The following is a 15,187-nucleotide window of genomic DNA, read 5'->3' on the forward strand; positions in this document are numbered from 1 at the left end:
GGTTCTGGGTGCTCCCAGGCCGCCCGAACTCGCCTTGGCAAGGTGTTCTCCCTCTCCCCTCACGGACCTCACGGGGAGAGGGGAGCAAACCGGCAGCGGCTTAGCCCTCCAGCCGCTTGCCCAGCGCCGCGCGCGTTTCCGCCAGCGCCTGCGGCAGGCGATGATTCAGCTGCGTGAACAGCGCATCATGCAGCGCCAGTTCCTCCCGCCAGGCATGGCGATCAATCGAGGTCACCTGCGCAAATTGCGCCGGGGAGAACTCCACCCCATTCCAGTTCAGATCCTCATATCGCGGCGTCGTGCCAAACATGTGTTCGGCGCCCTGCCCCTTGCCTTCCACGCGATCGATCATCCACGACAGCACGCGCATGTTGTCGCCGAAGCCCGGCCACACGAAGTTGCCGTCGGCGTCCTTGCGGAACCAGTTGACGCAGTAGATCTTCGGCAGCTTCGCGCCCGCGACTTCCAGCTTCTGGCCCAGTGCCAGCCAGTGGCCGAAGTAGTCGCTCATGTTGTAGCCGCAGAACGGCAGCATGGCGAACGGGTCGCGGCGCACCACGCCTTGCTGGCCAGCGGCCGCGGCGGTGGTTTCCGAACCCATGGTGGCGGCCATGTACACGCCTTCGGTCCAGTTGCGGGCCTCGGTCACCAGCGGCACGGTGGTCGAGCGGCGGCCGCCGAAGATGAACGCATCAATGGGTACGCCGGCCGGGTTGTCCCAGCTCTCGTCGATCGACGGGCACTGCGACGCCGGCGCGGTGAAGCGCGAGTTCGGGTGGGCAGCCTTGGCGCCGGTCTCCCTGGCGATTTCCGGGGTCCAGTCCTTGCCCTGCCAGTCGATCAGGTGAGCCGGCGCTTCTTTGGTCATGCCTTCCCACCACACGTCGCCGTCGTCGGTCAGCGCCACGTTGGTGAAGATGACGTTCTCCTTCAGCGTCGCCATCGCGTTGTAGTTGGTCTTCTCGCTGGTGCCCGGGGCCACGCCGAAGAAGCCGGCTTCCGGGTTGATCGCGTACAGGCGGCCATCCTGGCCCGGCTTGATCCAGGCGATGTCGTCGCCGATGGTGGTGACCTTCCATCCCTCGAAGCCCTTGGGCGGGATCAGCATGGCGAAGTTGGTCTTGCCGCAGGCCGACGGGAACGCCGCGGCCACGTGGTACTTCTTGCCCTCGGGCGAGGTTACGCCCAGGATCAGCATGTGCTCGGCGAGCCAGCCTTCATCGCGGCCCATGGTCGACGCAATGCGCAGCGCAAAACACTTTTTGCCCAGCAGCGCGTTGCCGCCGTAGCCCGAGCCGAACGACCAGATCTCGCGCGTTTCCGGGAAATGGACGATGTACTTGGTCGGGTTGCACGGCCACGGCACGTCCTTCTCGCCGGCGGCGAGCGGCTTGCCGACGGTGTGCACGCACGGCACGAACTCGCCGTCGGTGCCCAGCACGTCATACACGGCCCGGCCCATGCGCGTCATGATGCGCATATTGACCGCCACATACGGCGAATCGGACAGTTCCACGCCGATATGGGCGATCGGCGAGCCCAGCGGGCCCATCGAGAACGGCACCACGTACAGCGTGCGGCCGCGCATGCAGCCTTCGAACAGGCCATTCAGCGTCTGGCGCATCTCGGCCGGGGCGGTCCAGTTGTTGGTGGGGCCGGCGTCTTCCTGCCGTTCCGAGCAGATAAAGGTGCGGTCTTCAACGCGGGCCACGTCCGAGGGATCCGACAGCGCCAGGAACGAGTTCTTGCGCTTGGCCGGGTTCAGCCGCTTCATGGTGCCGGCGGCGACCATCTGCTCGCACAGGCGGTCATATTCTTCCTGCGAGCCGTCGCACCAGTAGATATTGTCGGGCTTGGTCAGCGCGGCGATTCCGGCGACCCAGGCAACCAGCTTGGGGTGCTTGACCCAGGCCGGGGCATTCACTGGCGCCGTGCCTTGCATCGAGGGGTGGTTCATACTGCAACTCCAGGTTTGTAAAGGGAAGGAAGGGAAGGAAACCTTGCAAAGCCTGGCCGGCGGGCGGTTGGTCCGTTGCTCGCGCGGGGGACGGAATCGCGGGATCGCGGCATGGGAGATGGCCCTGTCCCGATCGTCACATCCCGTTACAACTCCGCGGCGGCCCGTGTTGTGCAAAAGGTCGCGGCGGTCCCTGCGGCTGCGCTACAGTTGCGCTTCGCCCGCGCAGGGGTATCTGCGCGCGCCGGGCGGGCTTTGTCCGGCGGCAACCGCGTGTCGGGAGCAAGGCTCGACCGACAATCCGCGGCGGCACCGGAGCGGGCAAGGATACCACTGGCGCACCCCCCTGTTTTTTGCTGCGCAACAATTGACGCCGTTGTTTCGCAAGAGATGTTCCACCTCGCGGCGGGCCGGCATGCTGGCGCCGACGCTGGGTTATCCACAATACTGTTGGGCGGCGCGCGGCTCGGTTGCCGCGCGCACCAACCGGCACAAGCGCCGGAAGACTAACCAGAGTTGCCGATGAAGATTGCCGTACTCGACGATTACCAGGACGCCGTGCGCAAGCTGCCGTGCTTCAGCCTGCTGGAGGGACACGACGTCAAGGTGTTCAACAACACCGTCAAGGGCGTGGGCCAGCTGGCAGCGCGCCTGTCGGACGTGGAAGCCGTGGTGCTGATCCGCGAACGCACCCGTATCACCCGGCAACTGCTGGAAAAACTGCCGAAACTGAAGCTGATCAGCCAGACCGGCAAGGTCGGCGCCGGTCCGGGCAGCCATATCGACCTGGATGCCGCCACCGACCGCGGCGTGGCGGTGCTGGAAGGCGTCGGCTCGCCGGTGGCGCCGGCCGAGCTGACCTGGGCGCTGATCATGGCCGCGCAGCGGCGCATTCCGCAGTACGTGGCCAGCCTCAAGCACGGCGCGTGGCAGCAATCGGGGCTGAAATCGACCACCATGCCGCCCAACTTCGGGCTGGGCCAGATGCTGCGCGGCCAGACCCTGGGCATCTGGGGCTACGGCAAGATCGGCCGCCTGCTGGCCGGCTATGGCAAGGCCTTCGGCATGCGGGTGATGGTGTTGGGCCGCGAGGCCTCGCTGGAGGCCGCGCGCGCCGACGGGCTGGACGTGGCCGCCTCCAAGGACCAGTTTTTTGCCGACAGCGACGTTTTGTCGCTGCACCTGCGGCTGAACGACGACACCCGCGGCATCGTCAAGCTGACCGACCTGACGCGGATGAAGCCCACCGCGCTGTTCGTCAACACCAGCCGCGCCGAGCTGCTGGAAGAGAACGCGCTGGTCACCGCGCTTAACCGCGGCCGCCCGGGCATGGCGGCGGTCGACGTGTTCGAATCCGAGCCGATCCTGCAGGGGCACGCGCTGCTGCGCATGGAGAACTGCATCTGCACGCCGCACCTGGGCTATGTCGAGCGCGACAGCTATGAGCTGTACTTCCGCACGGCGTTCCAGAACATCCTGGACGTGCTGGGCGGCAATCACGGCTGCATCGTCAATCCCAAGGCGTTGACACCGGCGCTGTCGCGCTGAGGCGTTACGGTAGCTGCCGGGGCGGCTCGGCGCTGGCGTTCCGCCTCGCGTCACTTCGTAGAGGCTCTCCCACCCCTCTCCCACTTCGCGGGAGAGAGCGCGGCAGAGGGGAGCCTGGTTCACATGGCGTGGGCTATGGCCAGGGCGGATTGCGCTGTCAACGCGAATCCGCCAATCCCGCTACACTCGGGACTTCCCTAACCGCCGGCCGCAACGGCCATGGCGGCAGCCCCGACAACAACAAGCGCCCGCGCGCACCCCCTCTTCCCAAGGCCGGCATGGATCCCAGGCTCGTGACGCTCTGCGTCGGCAATTTCGTCATCGGCACCGGCGCGATGATCGTGACCGGCATGTTGAACGATATTGCCGGGGATTTCGGGCTGGGCGCGGCCAGTGCCGGGCAGCTGATTTCAGTATTCGCGCTGGCCACCTGCGTGGGCGCGCCGCTGTTTGCCACGCTGGGTTCGCGCATCGACCGCCGCCTGCTGCTGGCGGGGTCGCTGCTGGTCTATGCGGTGATGCACCTGGCGGCCGCCTTTGCGCCCAGCTTCGCGGCGCTGATGGTGATCCGCTTCCTGACGGCGATCGGCGCCGCCATCTACACACCGCAGACCGCGGCGACGCTGCCGCTGCTGGTCAATGCGCAGACGCGCGGCCGTGCCATCAGCTTTGTCTTCCTGGGCTGGAGCGTCGCCAGCGTGGTGGGCGTGCCGCTGGGCACCTGGATCTCGACCACGCTGGGCTGGCGCGTCAGCATGGGCCTGGTGGGCGCTCTGGCGCTGCTGGTGTCGGCGGCGGTCTGGCGGGCGCTGCCGCGCGGGCTGTACGTGGAGCCGGTGGGGCGCGAGGCCTGGGCCGCGGTGCTGCGCCACAAGCCGGTCATGCTGGTGGTGCTGACCACCATGGTGTCGTCGGCCGGCATGTTCACCATGTTTACCTATGTCGCGCCGCTGATGCGCGATGTCTACGGCATCAGCGGCGGCGCGCTCAGCCTGATGTTCCTGGCCTATGGCGCCTGCGGCGTGTTCGGCAATGCGCTGGCGGCGTCGCGCATGGATCGCGTCACCCCGAGCCGGATCGTGCAGGTGGCCCTGCTGACCTCGGTGACTGCCATGGTGCTGTGGCCGCTGGCGGGCCTGGGCGGCGTGGCGCTGGTGCTGCTGTTCATGCTGTGGGGGCTGGGCGGGTTTGCCACCAACAGCGCGCAGCAGGCGCGGCTGGTCTTGCTGGCGCCGGAGCGCGCCTCGGCCTCGATCTCGCTGAACTCTTCGTCGATCTACCTCGGGCAGGCCGCGGGCGCGATGGCCGGCGCCGGCATCTATACCCTGGCCGGGGTCGATTCGCTGCACTGGGGCGCCGCGGCGCTGATGCTGGCGGCGCTGGCGGTGTCGCAGCGCGCCCGTTCGCTGGGCTGCCAGTGGCAGCGCCCGCAGGCTCCGCAGCAGGCTCCCAACGCCGGCTGAAACCAAGGCCCGGGGGCGTCCTGTCCCCCGGGAGCGACCTGCCTCGCCGTGCACGCGGCGTCTTGTGAGGCACCGCACGAAGCACTTGTCCACAGTGTTATCCGCCCCCTTATCCTCAGGGATATCCGCAGCTTATCCACATCTCTTTCCACAACCACAAGCGGGGGCGCACGTGAGCGATTCCGGACGCTGGCAAGGCAATGCACGCGTGCTGGCCGTGAGCCTTGGCAAGGCGATCCCGCTGGTCGTGGCCGGCGCCGGCACCGAGGCGGTGGTGCTGTCCGGCATCCGCAAGCATCCCGTCAGCACCCTGCTGCACCCGCTCTCGGTGCAGGTGCGGCCGCTGGGCCTGGCCGGCGACGAGCAGGCCGACCTGACCGTCCACGGCGGCCGGGACAAGGCGGTCTACGCCTATCCGTCAGAGCACTACCCCTGGTGGAATGCGCGCCGGCGCGCTTGCGGGCAACCCGAATCGGCACAGCCGCTGCCGTTCGGCGCTCTGGGCGAGAACCTGAGCCTGGAAGGCCTGCTGGAGTCCGACCTGTGGATCGGCGACCTGGTGCGCGCCGGGACGGCGCTGCTGCGGGTGGAGGCGCCGCGCCGGCCCTGCTACAAGTTCAATGCCGCGCTCGGCTACCGCCACGCGGTGCGCGACATGGTGCAGAGCGGGTATTCGGGCGTCTACCTGAGCGTGCTGGTGACCGGCCAGGTGCGCGCCGGCGACGCCATCATTGTGCAGCCGGGGCCACGCGAACTGTCGATCGACAGCGTCAACCAGTGGCGTCGTGACAGCCGGCGGCAGCTTTTCTGATAATGTTTGTCTAACGATACAAGCGCCTCGCCAACTTCATTTCCGGTTTCCTCCGTGGTCCGGAGGGCGCTTGCCGGCGCCCGCCGTCCCGACACCGCCTTACACCCCTGTAACGGACTGTAATACGCGACGCTGGCTCCGGCCGGCGAAGCGCGGTACTAGTAGAGTCTTTGCGCAACACGCGCCGGCGACATTCGATCACAACAAGCCGGCGCGGATCACGGGGAGTGGCGCAAGACGCGGTGCAGAGGGTCCACAAAAGATGAAAACTGACAGGATCGACCAGCCCAAGGGGTTCGTCGACAGCAACTGGAGTGCGGCCGCCGGAACCGGGCGCGGCCGGGTTTCGCCGTGGGTGCTGGTCTTGGCGGTGCTGGTGCTGGCCGGGCTGGGCTGGTTTGCCTGGCGCACGTGGCTGGCGCCCAAGCCGGCGCCCAAGCCGCCCGCCGCGGCGGTGGTGACTACCGCGCTGGTGCAGCAGGGTGACGTGCCGCTGCAGGTCACGGCCAACGGCAATGTCACCGCGCTGTCCACGGTCGAGGTGCGGCCGCAGGTGTCCAGCACGGTGCGCACGGTCCATATCAAGGAAGGCCAGACGGTCAAGCCGGGCGACCTGCTGTTCTCGCTCGACACGCGCATGGACGAGGCCAACCTGGCCAAGGCCCAGGCGCAGCTGCTGAAGGACCAGGCCGACCTGGCCGATGCCCGCCGCACGCTGGCGCGCAGCAAGGAACTGCTCGAGCGCAACTTCATTTCCAGGAGCGCAGTCGATACCGCGCAGGCCAGGGTCGATGGCTCCGAAGCCACCGTGCGCGCCGACCAGGCCGCCATCGAGGCCAGCCGCGTGGCGATCAGCTATGGCTCGATCCGCGCCACCATCAGCGGCCGCACCGGCGTGATCAACGCCTTCCCGGGCTCGCTGGTGCTGCCTACCGGCGCCGTGCCGATGGTCACCATCGCGCAGGTGCAGCCGATCGCAGTGACCTTCAGCCTGCCCGAGCGCCAGCTGGCGGCGCTGCGCGAGGCGCTGCAGGCCGGCCCGGTACAGGTCACCGCCCAGCCTAACGACGGCAGCAAGACCCCGGTGACCGGCAAGATCACTTTCGTGGACAACACGGTCGATCCGCAGTACGGCACCATTCGCGTCAAGGCCCAGTTCGGCAACGAAGAGCAGCGGCTGTGGCCGGGCACCTACGCCAACGTCAGCGCCGTGGTGCAGACGCTCAAGGGCGCGCTGTCGGTGCCGCCGCAGGCGGTGGTGACCGGCCCCGAAGGGCGCTTTGTCTATGTAGTGCAGCCCGACAGCAAGGTCGCGCGCGTGCCGGTGCAGGTGATCACCACCACTGCTGCGGCGGCCGTGGTGGAAGGCGTGCAGCCCGGCGCCCGCGTGGTCGTGGAAGGCACGCAGAACCTGCGCCCGGGCGCGCTGGTGCGCGAGGCGCCGGCCGGCGCCGCCTCCGGTGCGGCCGCCGCGCGGCCAGCCAGTGCCGCGAACGTTGCCGCCAACGCCGCCAATGCCGCCAATGCCGCCAATGCCGCCAATGCCGCCGCGGGGCACTGAGCCATGACGCTGTCCGAACTCTGCATCCGCCGTCCGGTGATGACGGTGCTGCTGTGCCTGGCCGTGATCGTCACCGGCATCGTGCTGTACCCGACCATCCCGATCGCCGCGCTGCCCAGCTTCAACTCGCCGGTGATCCAGGTCACCGCGACGCTGCCGGGCGCGAGCCCGGAAACCATGGCGGCTTCGGTGGCGACGCAGCTGGAAAAGCAGTTCGCCACCATCCCCGGTGTGTCGGTGATCAGCTCGTCGAACACGCTCGGCAACTCCAGCATCACCATCGAATTCAACAGCGACCGCGATATCGACGACGCGGCCGTGGACGTGCAGGCGGCCCTGTTCCGCGCGCAGCGTTCCCTGCCGATCGAGATGACGACGCCGCCGTCGTACCGCAAGGTCAACCCGGCCGACGCGCCGGTGCTGCTGCTGGCGATCAACTCGCCGGCGATGAGCCTGGCGGACCTGAATGCCTTCGGCGACAACCTGATCTCGCCCACGCTGGCCACGCTGCCGGGCGTGGCGCAGGTGCAGATCTTCGGGCAGAAGCGCTTTGCCGTGCGCGTGCGCGCGCACCCGGATGCACTGGCAGCGCGCGGCCTGACGCTGGACGAGCTGGCCACCGCGCTGAACCGCGCCAACGCCAACACCCCCGTGGGCACGCTCGACAGCGCGCGCCAGACGCTGACCATCCAGGCCAACCGGCAGATGACCAATGCGGATGCCTTCCGCAACATCATCGTCGCCAGCCAGCCCAACGGCGCGCTGGTGCGGCTGTCCGACGTGGCCGAGGTCGAGGACAGCGTCGAGACCATCAAGACCGGCAGCTGGCTTAACAACGAGCGCTCGATCGTGCTGGCCGTGCTGCGCCAGCCCGACGCCAACACCGTGGCGGTGGTCGATGCGATCCAGGCCGCCCTGCCCCGCCTGATCGGGCAGATGCCGGGCTCGGTCAACGTGGCGGTGGTCAACGACCGCTCGCGCTCGATCCGCGAATCGATCCACGACGTGCAGTTCACGCTGGCGCTGACGGTGGCGCTGGTGGTGATGGTGATCTTCCTGTTCCTGCGCCGCGCCGCCGCCACGCTGATCCCCACCGTGTCGCTGCCGATCTCGCTGATCGGCACGGTGGCGCTGATGAAGGCGTTCGGCTACAGCCTGGACAACGTCTCGCTGCTGGCCATTACGCTGGCGGTGGGGCTGGTGGTGGACGATGCCATCGTCATGCTCGAGAACATCGTGCGCCATATCGAGGAAGGCGTGCCGCCGCTGAAGGCCGCGCTGGTGGGCTCGCGCGAGATGGGCTTCACCATCCTGTCGATCTCGATCTCGCTGGTGGCGGTGTTTATCCCGATCTTCTTCATGCCCGGCGTGATCGGGCTGCTGTTCCACGAGTTCGCCGCGGTGGTGTCGCTGTCGATCCTGGTGTCGGCAGCGGTGTCGCTGACGCTGATCCCGATGCTGTGCGCGCGTTTCCTGTCGGCCGAAAACGTGCCGGTCGACGAGTCGCACCACGCTTATGGCGACCACGCGTTGGCGCAGCCTGCCGTGCCACAGAGGCAGACCATCGGCATGCGCTCCACGCAGTGGTTCGAGAACCTGTTCGAGTTCACGCTGCACCGTTATGCGCGCGGACTGGACTGGTGCCTGGCGCACCGGCGCACGGTGCTGGTGGCGGCGGGTCTGACCTTCGTGCTGACCGCGGTGCTGTTCGTCACGATCCCCAAGGGCTTCTTCCCGGAGGAAGACATCGGCCAGATCCGCGTCAATGCCGAAGGGCCGCAGGACATTTCCTTTGATGCCATGTCCGAGCGCCTGCGCGATGCGGCCGAGCGCATGCGCGCCAACCCCGCGGTCAAGAGCATCGTGGTGGCGATTGGCGGCGGCCCGTCGCCGGCCATCAACACCGGGCGCATGTTCGTCGAGCTCAAGCCGCGCGGCGAGCGCAACGCGATGCCCAAGGTGATCGAGTCGCTGCGCCGCGACGTGGCCGGCGTGCCCGGGCTAGCGGTGTATTTCGCGCCGGTGCAGAACCTGCAGCTCGGCGGGCGCCAGAGCAAGAGCCGCTACCAGTACACGCTGCAAAGCGTGAAGGCCGGCCAGCTGCAGGACTACTCCGACAAGCTGATGGCGAAGATGCGCGCCGACAGCCTGTTCCGCGATGTCACCAGCGACTCGCAGCAGTCGGGCCTGGAGGCGCACCTGTCGATCGACCGCGACAAGGCCAACGCGCTCGGCGTGCAGATGCAGGACGTGCGCACCGCGCTGTATTCGGCGTTCGGCGAGCGGCAGGTGTCGACCATCTACACGCCGATCGACAACTACTACGTGATCCTGCAGGCGGCCGACCTCGACCGCGTCGACGAGACCGCGTTCGCCAAGCTCTACGTGCGCAGCAAGACCGGCCAGATGGTGCCGCTGTCGGCGTTCGCCACCACCGAGCGCCGCGTCGGCCCGATCGCGGTCAACCACCAGGGGCAGCTGCCGTCGGTGACGGTGTCGTTCAACCTTGCGCCGGGCGCGGCGCTGGGCGACGCGTCGGCGCGCATCGACCGCTACAAGCAGGAGATCGCGATGCCGACGTCGATCTTCACCAGCTGGGGCGGCGACGCGGCGGTATTCCAGTCATCGCAGGCCACGCAGATCGTGCTGCTGGTGGCGGCCATCGCGGTGATCTACACGCTGCTGGGCGTGCTGTACGAGAGCTACATCCACCCGCTGACCATCCTGGCGGGACTGCCGTCGGCCGCGGTCGGCGCGTTGCTGACGCTCTTTGTCTTCAATATCGAGCTGTCGCTGATCGCGGTCATCGGCGTGCTGATGCTGATCGGCATCGTCAAGAAGAACGCGATCATGATGATCGACTTCGCGCTGGCGGCGCAGCGCGAGCAAGGCATGACGCCGGCCAGGGCAATCCGGCAGGCATGCCTGCTGCGCTTCCGTCCGATCATGATGACCACCTTCGCCGCGGTGATGGGCGCGCTGCCGCTGGCGCTGGGCCTCGGCGCCGGCGCCGAGTTGCGCCAGCCGCTGGGCCTGGCGGTGGTCGGCGGGCTGCTGTTCTCGCAGGTGATCACGCTGTTCATCACGCCGGTGATCTACCTGGCGCTGGACAGGTTCTCGGGCACGGGGCCGCTGCAGATCGACTCGGAAGGCAACAAGCTGCCGGAGAAGGTGCCTGGGGAGACGGTGCGGCAGCATTGACCCCATCGGTCCCGCGCTGGTTTTTCCCTTAACCCCTCGTACGCCGGCGCGGACGAGGGGAGTCGGCAGCGGCGACGGCAGCCTGCGCCGCATGCATCCGTCCCGACGAACGAAGCGAGATAAAGGAACGCCGCGTGATGTCATTCCGCTTGCGCACAGCCACCATGCTGGCAGCAACTGTTGCCTTGCTGAGCGCCGGCTGTGCCGCCTCTGGCCCCTCGCCGGCAAGTGTCAGCGCCGGGTTTGCCGGCAAGCCCTACGTGCTGCTGGGCGAGGTTCATGACAATGCCGCCGGACAGCGGCAGCGGCTGGCTGCGCTGACGCGCGCGGTCGAGCAGGGCTGGCGCCCGGCCATCGCCATGGAGCAGTTCGACCGCGAACGGCAACCCGATATCGACCGTGCCCGCAAGGAGCGGCCCACGGATGCCGACTACCTGATCGCGCAAGCCGGCGGCGGCGCCTGGCAGTGGCCGCTGTACCGCCCGCTGGTGGCGCTGGCGCTGCAGTACGACCTGCCGCTGGTCGCGGCCAACCTGTCGCGCGCGGATGCGGGCAAGATCGTTCGCGGCGGGCTGGACGGGCTGTTTCCGGCGGACGAGCGCCAGAAGCTTGGCCTGACCGGCGAGTTGCCGCCTGACCTGGTGGCGGCGCAGACCGCGGTGCTCGATCACGGCCACTGCGGCAATTTTCCCAAGGCGATGCTGCCCGGCATGCTGGCGGCACAGGCCGCGCGCGACGCGGTGATGGCGCAGGCGTTGCGGCCTTACGCGCAGCGCGGTGCGGTGCTGATTGCAGGCAACGGGCACGTGCGGCGCGATGTGGGGGTGCCGCGCTGGCTTCCGGGCGAGGCTGGCAAGGTCGTCAGCGTGGGCTACGTGGAGAGCGCGGCGGCGGACGGCGAGTTCGACATGGCGGTGGTGGTGCCGGCGGTGGCGCGCAAGGATCCTTGCTTGGAGGCGAAGCCGGCGGGGTGAGGCAATTTGGGGCCGGCGCCTCCATGAAGTCAGGCCAGCCAACGTGCCAACCTGGCCCTCCATCCCCGCCATCCACGTAAACCCCAACCCCTTCCCGCGCCTTTTGACAGCCTTTTGACAGTTTCCCCCGCCTAGAATCCGGCCCATGACTGCTAACCCGGTCTGATTTGCCAATAATCCAAGAACAGTCCCGGCCACGCCCCGCCGCGCCGGACAGGAGACAACCCCGGCAGCGCCCCGCGCGCCGCCGCCAGGCCGTGTCCCCGTCCCCAGCAACGCTCAGGCTGCCGCCGGAACTCCCGGGTCGGATCGCGGCCAGCCAGTGACTGGCAAGCGATCACCGGTACAACCAAGGAGACCGCTATGCGCCGTTCGATTTCCCGTTTCGCCCATGCCGCGCTGGCATCGGCCGCCGTTGCCGCCACCGTCGTTGCCGCGCCCGCCTACGCGCTGGACAGCGTCAAGGTCATGATCGGCGCCAACCCCGGCGGCGGCTATGACCAGACCGGCCGCTCGCTGGGCGCCGCGATGATCGCAGCCGGCCAGGCCAAGACCGCTTCGTACGACAACAAGGGCGGCGCCGGCGGCACCATCGCGCTGACGCAGTTCGTCAACACCGACAAGGGCAACCCCAACGCGCTGATGGTGGTGGGTGCCGTGATGGTCGGCGCGATCGAGACCAACAAGCCGCCGGTCACGCTGAAGAACGCCACGCCGATCGCGCGCCTGTTCGCCGACACCATGGTCATCACCGTGCCGGCCAGCTCGCCGATCAAGTCGATCAAGGACCTGACCACGCAGCTCAAGGCCAACCCGGGCAGCGTCAGCTGGGGCGGCGGCTCCAAGGGTTCGATCGACCATATCCTGGCCGGCCTGGTCGCCAAGGAGAGCGGTGTCGATCCCAAGAAGATCAACTACGTGCCGTTCCAGGGCGGCGGCGAAGCCTCGGCCTCGATCATGGGCGGCCACGTGACGGTGGGCATCGCCGGCGTGTCGGAATTCCTGCCCTTCATCAAGAGCGGCAAGATGCGCGCGCTGGCCGTGACCTCCAAGGACCGCACCGCCGACATCCCGACGCTGAAGGAGCAGGGCGTCAACGTCGAGATCTACAACTGGCGCGGCGTGTATGGCGCGCCCGGCACCACGCCCGAGCAGCGCAAGGCCATGATCGATGCGGTGGTCAAGGCCACCGAGAGCAAGGCCTGGAAGGACACGCTGCAGAAGAACGACTGGACCCCGTTCCTGCTGACCGGCGATGAGTTCGGCAAGTTTGTCGACAGCGAATCGACCCGCCTGGGCGGCACGCTGCGCGAGCTGGGCGTCGCCAAGTAAAGCCCGCTGCCGCGCCAAGCCGGCGCGGCCTGTGAAACCCCCCGCGTTACCGCATCAGAAAACCGCATCAAGCCGCTTTACCTGTCGTGCCTGCCAACACCGCCGGCGATCCCGGCGGCAGGAAAACGGCATGGGGCCCGGTGTCCACCTGCGATACCGAAGACAACAACCATATGTCGCCGGGCCTCATTGCCGCGCGGGCCGCAAGCTTAGCTAAGCCAGCGTCGCGGACGCCAGCCCCCTTGCTGGCGACAAAGGCCAAGGAGTCTCCATGAAACCCTCGCACGTTGCCATCGGCGTTGCCGTCCTGGCGCTTTCGCTGTTCTTCTTTCTCGGCCTGTCGGGCATTACCGGCGAAGAGGGCTATGCCGGCCTGTCGCCGCGCTTCGTGCCCACGCTGGTGGCCGTCGGGCTGGCGGTGTGCGGCGCGCTGCTGATGTGGCAGGGCGTGCGCGGCGGCTTCCGCAACATGCCGGAGGAAGATGCCGAACTGCCCAGCGCGCCGCACAACTTCAAGGGCTTCCTGTGGGTGGCCGCCGGCCTGGTGCTGAACATGGCGCTGATCGGCACGCTCGGCTTCGTGTTTTCTTCCACGCTGCTGATGATGTGCGTGGCGCGCGGCTACGGCAGCCGCCGCATCGTGCGCGACCTGATCGTGGGCCTGTGCATCACGGTGCCGATGTGGGCGCTGTTTGAATTCCTGCTCGGCATCAACCTGCCGCTGCTCCCCATCGCCGGCTTCTGAGCCCGCCCGTCCAGCAAGGAGTCTTCGAATGGAAACGCTGAACATGCTGATGCACGGCTTTGCCGTCGCGATCACGCCGATCAACCTGATGTGGGCGCTGGTGGGCTGCTTCCTGGGCACCGCCATCGGCGTGCTGCCGGGCATCGGCCCCGCGCTGACGGTGGCGATGCTGCTGCCGCTGACCGCCAAGGTCGAACCCACCGCCGCGCTGATCATGTTCGCCGGCATCTACTACGGCGCGATGTACGGCGGCTCGACCACGTCGATCCTGATGAACACGCCGGGCGAATCGTCCACCATGGTCACGGCCATGGAAGGCAACCTGATGGCCAAGAACGGCCGCGCCGGCCCGGCGCTGGCGACCGCGGCGATCGGCTCGTTCGTGGCCGGCACCATCGCCACCGTGATGCTGTCGCTGTTCGCGCCGGTGGCGGCCGACGTGGCGCTGCAGTTCGGCCCGGGCGAGTACTTCATGATCATGCTGCTGGCCTTCACCACGGTTTCCGCGGTGCTGGGCTCGTCGCTGCTGCGCGGCATGACGGCGCTGTTCCTGGGCCTGGGCATCGGACTGATCGGCATGGATTCGCTGTCGGGCCAGACCCGCTACTCGATGAACGTGCAGGAGCTGTATGACGGCATCGACATCGTGGTGGTGGCCGTCGGCCTGTTCGCCGTGGGCGAGGCGCTGTTCAATGCGTTCTTCCCGCAGCCGGACGGCACCTTCAACAAGCTCAGCTCGGTCCACATGAACAAGTCGGACTGGAAGCGTTCGCTGCCGGCGTGGATCCGCGGCACGTTTATCGGCTTCCCGTTCGGCCTGATCCCCGCGGGCGGCGCCGAGATCCCGACCTTCCTGTCGTACGCGACCGAGAAGAAGCTGTCGGACCACAAGGAAGAGTTCGGCAAGGTCGGCGCGATCGAAGGCGTGGCCGGCCCGGAAGCCGCCAATAACTCGGCCGTGACCGCGACGCTGGCCCCGCTGCTGACGCTGGGCATCCCCACCTCGAACACCACCGCGATCCTGCTGGCCGCGTTCCAGAACTACAACCTGCAGCCGGGCCCGATGCTGTTCCAGACCTCGGGCGACCTGGTGTGGGGCCTGCTGGCGTCGCTGTATATCGGCAACGTCATGCTGCTGGTGCTGAACCTGCCGGCGATCGGCCTGTGGGTGCGCATGCTGCGCGTGCCCACGCCGCTGCTGTACGGCGGCATCCTGATCTTCGCGGGCCTGGGTGCGTACGGCATCCGCCAGTCGTGGTTCGACCTGCTGTTGCTGTTCGTGGTCGGCCTGCTCGGCATGGTGATGCGCCGCTTCGACTTCCCGACCGCGCCGGTGATCGTCGGCATGATCCTGGGACCGATGGCGGAGAAGCAGCTGCGCAATGCGCTGTCGATCGGCCAGGGCGACTGGAGCCTGTTCGTGCGCCAGCCGATCTCGGCCACCATCCTGGCGCTGACCGTGGCGGTGGTGGTGATCCCGCGCCTGCTGCGCTGGCATGCCGCGCGCGGCTCGGCGCATGCGCAGGCTGACAACGCGGCGTGATGCGCGTTAGCATGCGGTAGTTTCCGGGGCCCGGCGCCATGGCGTGCGGGCC

10 protein-coding genes are annotated in these 15,187 nt (G+C 68.0%); 9 read left to right on the forward strand and 1 reads right to left on the reverse strand.

What is annotated here, in order from left to right; all coding sequences use genetic code 11:
* Positions 1 to 100 precede the first annotated feature (100 nt).
* Positions 101 to 1,957 (reverse strand): phosphoenolpyruvate carboxykinase (GTP), encoded by a 1,857-nt coding sequence (locus E1J61_RS24750; RefSeq protein ID WP_133096605.1) that lies wholly within the window; start codon positions 1,955 to 1,957, stop codon positions 101 to 103.
* A gap of 522 nt (positions 1,958 to 2,479) precedes the next feature.
* Between E1J61_RS24750 and E1J61_RS24755 the strand changes: the two genes are divergently transcribed.
* The 9 genes from E1J61_RS24755 to E1J61_RS24795 all read left to right on the forward strand — a co-directional run bounded on the left by E1J61_RS24755 (position 2,480) and on the right by E1J61_RS24795 (position 15,135).
* On the forward strand, positions 2,480 to 3,505 hold the full coding sequence (locus E1J61_RS24755) for a D-2-hydroxyacid dehydrogenase family protein (protein WP_133096606.1): 1,026 nt from the start codon (positions 2,480 to 2,482) through the stop codon (positions 3,503 to 3,505).
* A gap of 278 nt (positions 3,506 to 3,783) precedes the next feature.
* Positions 3,784 to 4,968: an MFS transporter gene (locus tag E1J61_RS24760; protein ID WP_133096607.1), complete on the forward strand. Its 1,185-nt coding sequence runs from the start codon at positions 3,784 to 3,786 to the stop codon at positions 4,966 to 4,968.
* 172 nt (positions 4,969 to 5,140) lie between these two features.
* Positions 5,141 to 5,779 (forward strand): MOSC domain-containing protein, encoded by a 639-nt coding sequence (locus tag E1J61_RS24765; protein WP_133096608.1) that lies wholly within the window; start codon positions 5,141 to 5,143, stop codon positions 5,777 to 5,779.
* Positions 5,780 to 6,041: 262 nt separating this feature from the next.
* On the forward strand, positions 6,042 to 7,340 hold the full coding sequence (locus tag E1J61_RS24770) for an efflux RND transporter periplasmic adaptor subunit (protein ID WP_133096609.1): 1,299 nt from the start codon (positions 6,042 to 6,044) through the stop codon (positions 7,338 to 7,340).
* A gap of 3 nt (positions 7,341 to 7,343) precedes the next feature.
* Positions 7,344 to 10,541 carry an efflux RND transporter permease subunit gene (locus E1J61_RS24775; protein WP_133096610.1) on the forward strand — a complete coding sequence of 1,066 codons (3,198 nt, stop codon included), beginning with the start codon at positions 7,344 to 7,346 and terminating at the stop codon, positions 10,539 to 10,541.
* Between the two features lie 164 nt (positions 10,542 to 10,705).
* Complete coding sequence (locus E1J61_RS24780) at positions 10,706 to 11,515, forward strand: ChaN family lipoprotein (RefSeq protein WP_165971531.1); 810 nt, start codon at positions 10,706 to 10,708, stop codon at positions 11,513 to 11,515.
* A 363-nt stretch (positions 11,516 to 11,878) separates the two neighbouring features.
* A complete protein-coding gene (locus tag E1J61_RS24785) occupies positions 11,879 to 12,847 on the forward strand; it encodes a tripartite tricarboxylate transporter substrate binding protein (RefSeq protein WP_029046453.1) in 969 nt (322 codons plus the stop codon).
* Between the two features lie 271 nt (positions 12,848 to 13,118).
* Positions 13,119 to 13,592 carry a tripartite tricarboxylate transporter TctB family protein gene (locus E1J61_RS24790; protein ID WP_133096612.1) on the forward strand — a complete coding sequence of 158 codons (474 nt, stop codon included), beginning with the start codon at positions 13,119 to 13,121 and terminating at the stop codon, positions 13,590 to 13,592.
* Between the two features lie 28 nt (positions 13,593 to 13,620).
* Positions 13,621 to 15,135: a tripartite tricarboxylate transporter permease gene (locus E1J61_RS24795; RefSeq protein ID WP_133096613.1), complete on the forward strand. Its 1,515-nt coding sequence runs from the start codon at positions 13,621 to 13,623 to the stop codon at positions 15,133 to 15,135.
* Positions 15,136 to 15,187 lie beyond the last annotated feature (52 nt).

The sequence above is a fragment of the Cupriavidus sp. L7L genome, from assembly GCF_004353535.1.
GTDB lineage: Bacteria > Pseudomonadota > Gammaproteobacteria > Burkholderiales > Burkholderiaceae > Cupriavidus > Cupriavidus oxalaticus_A.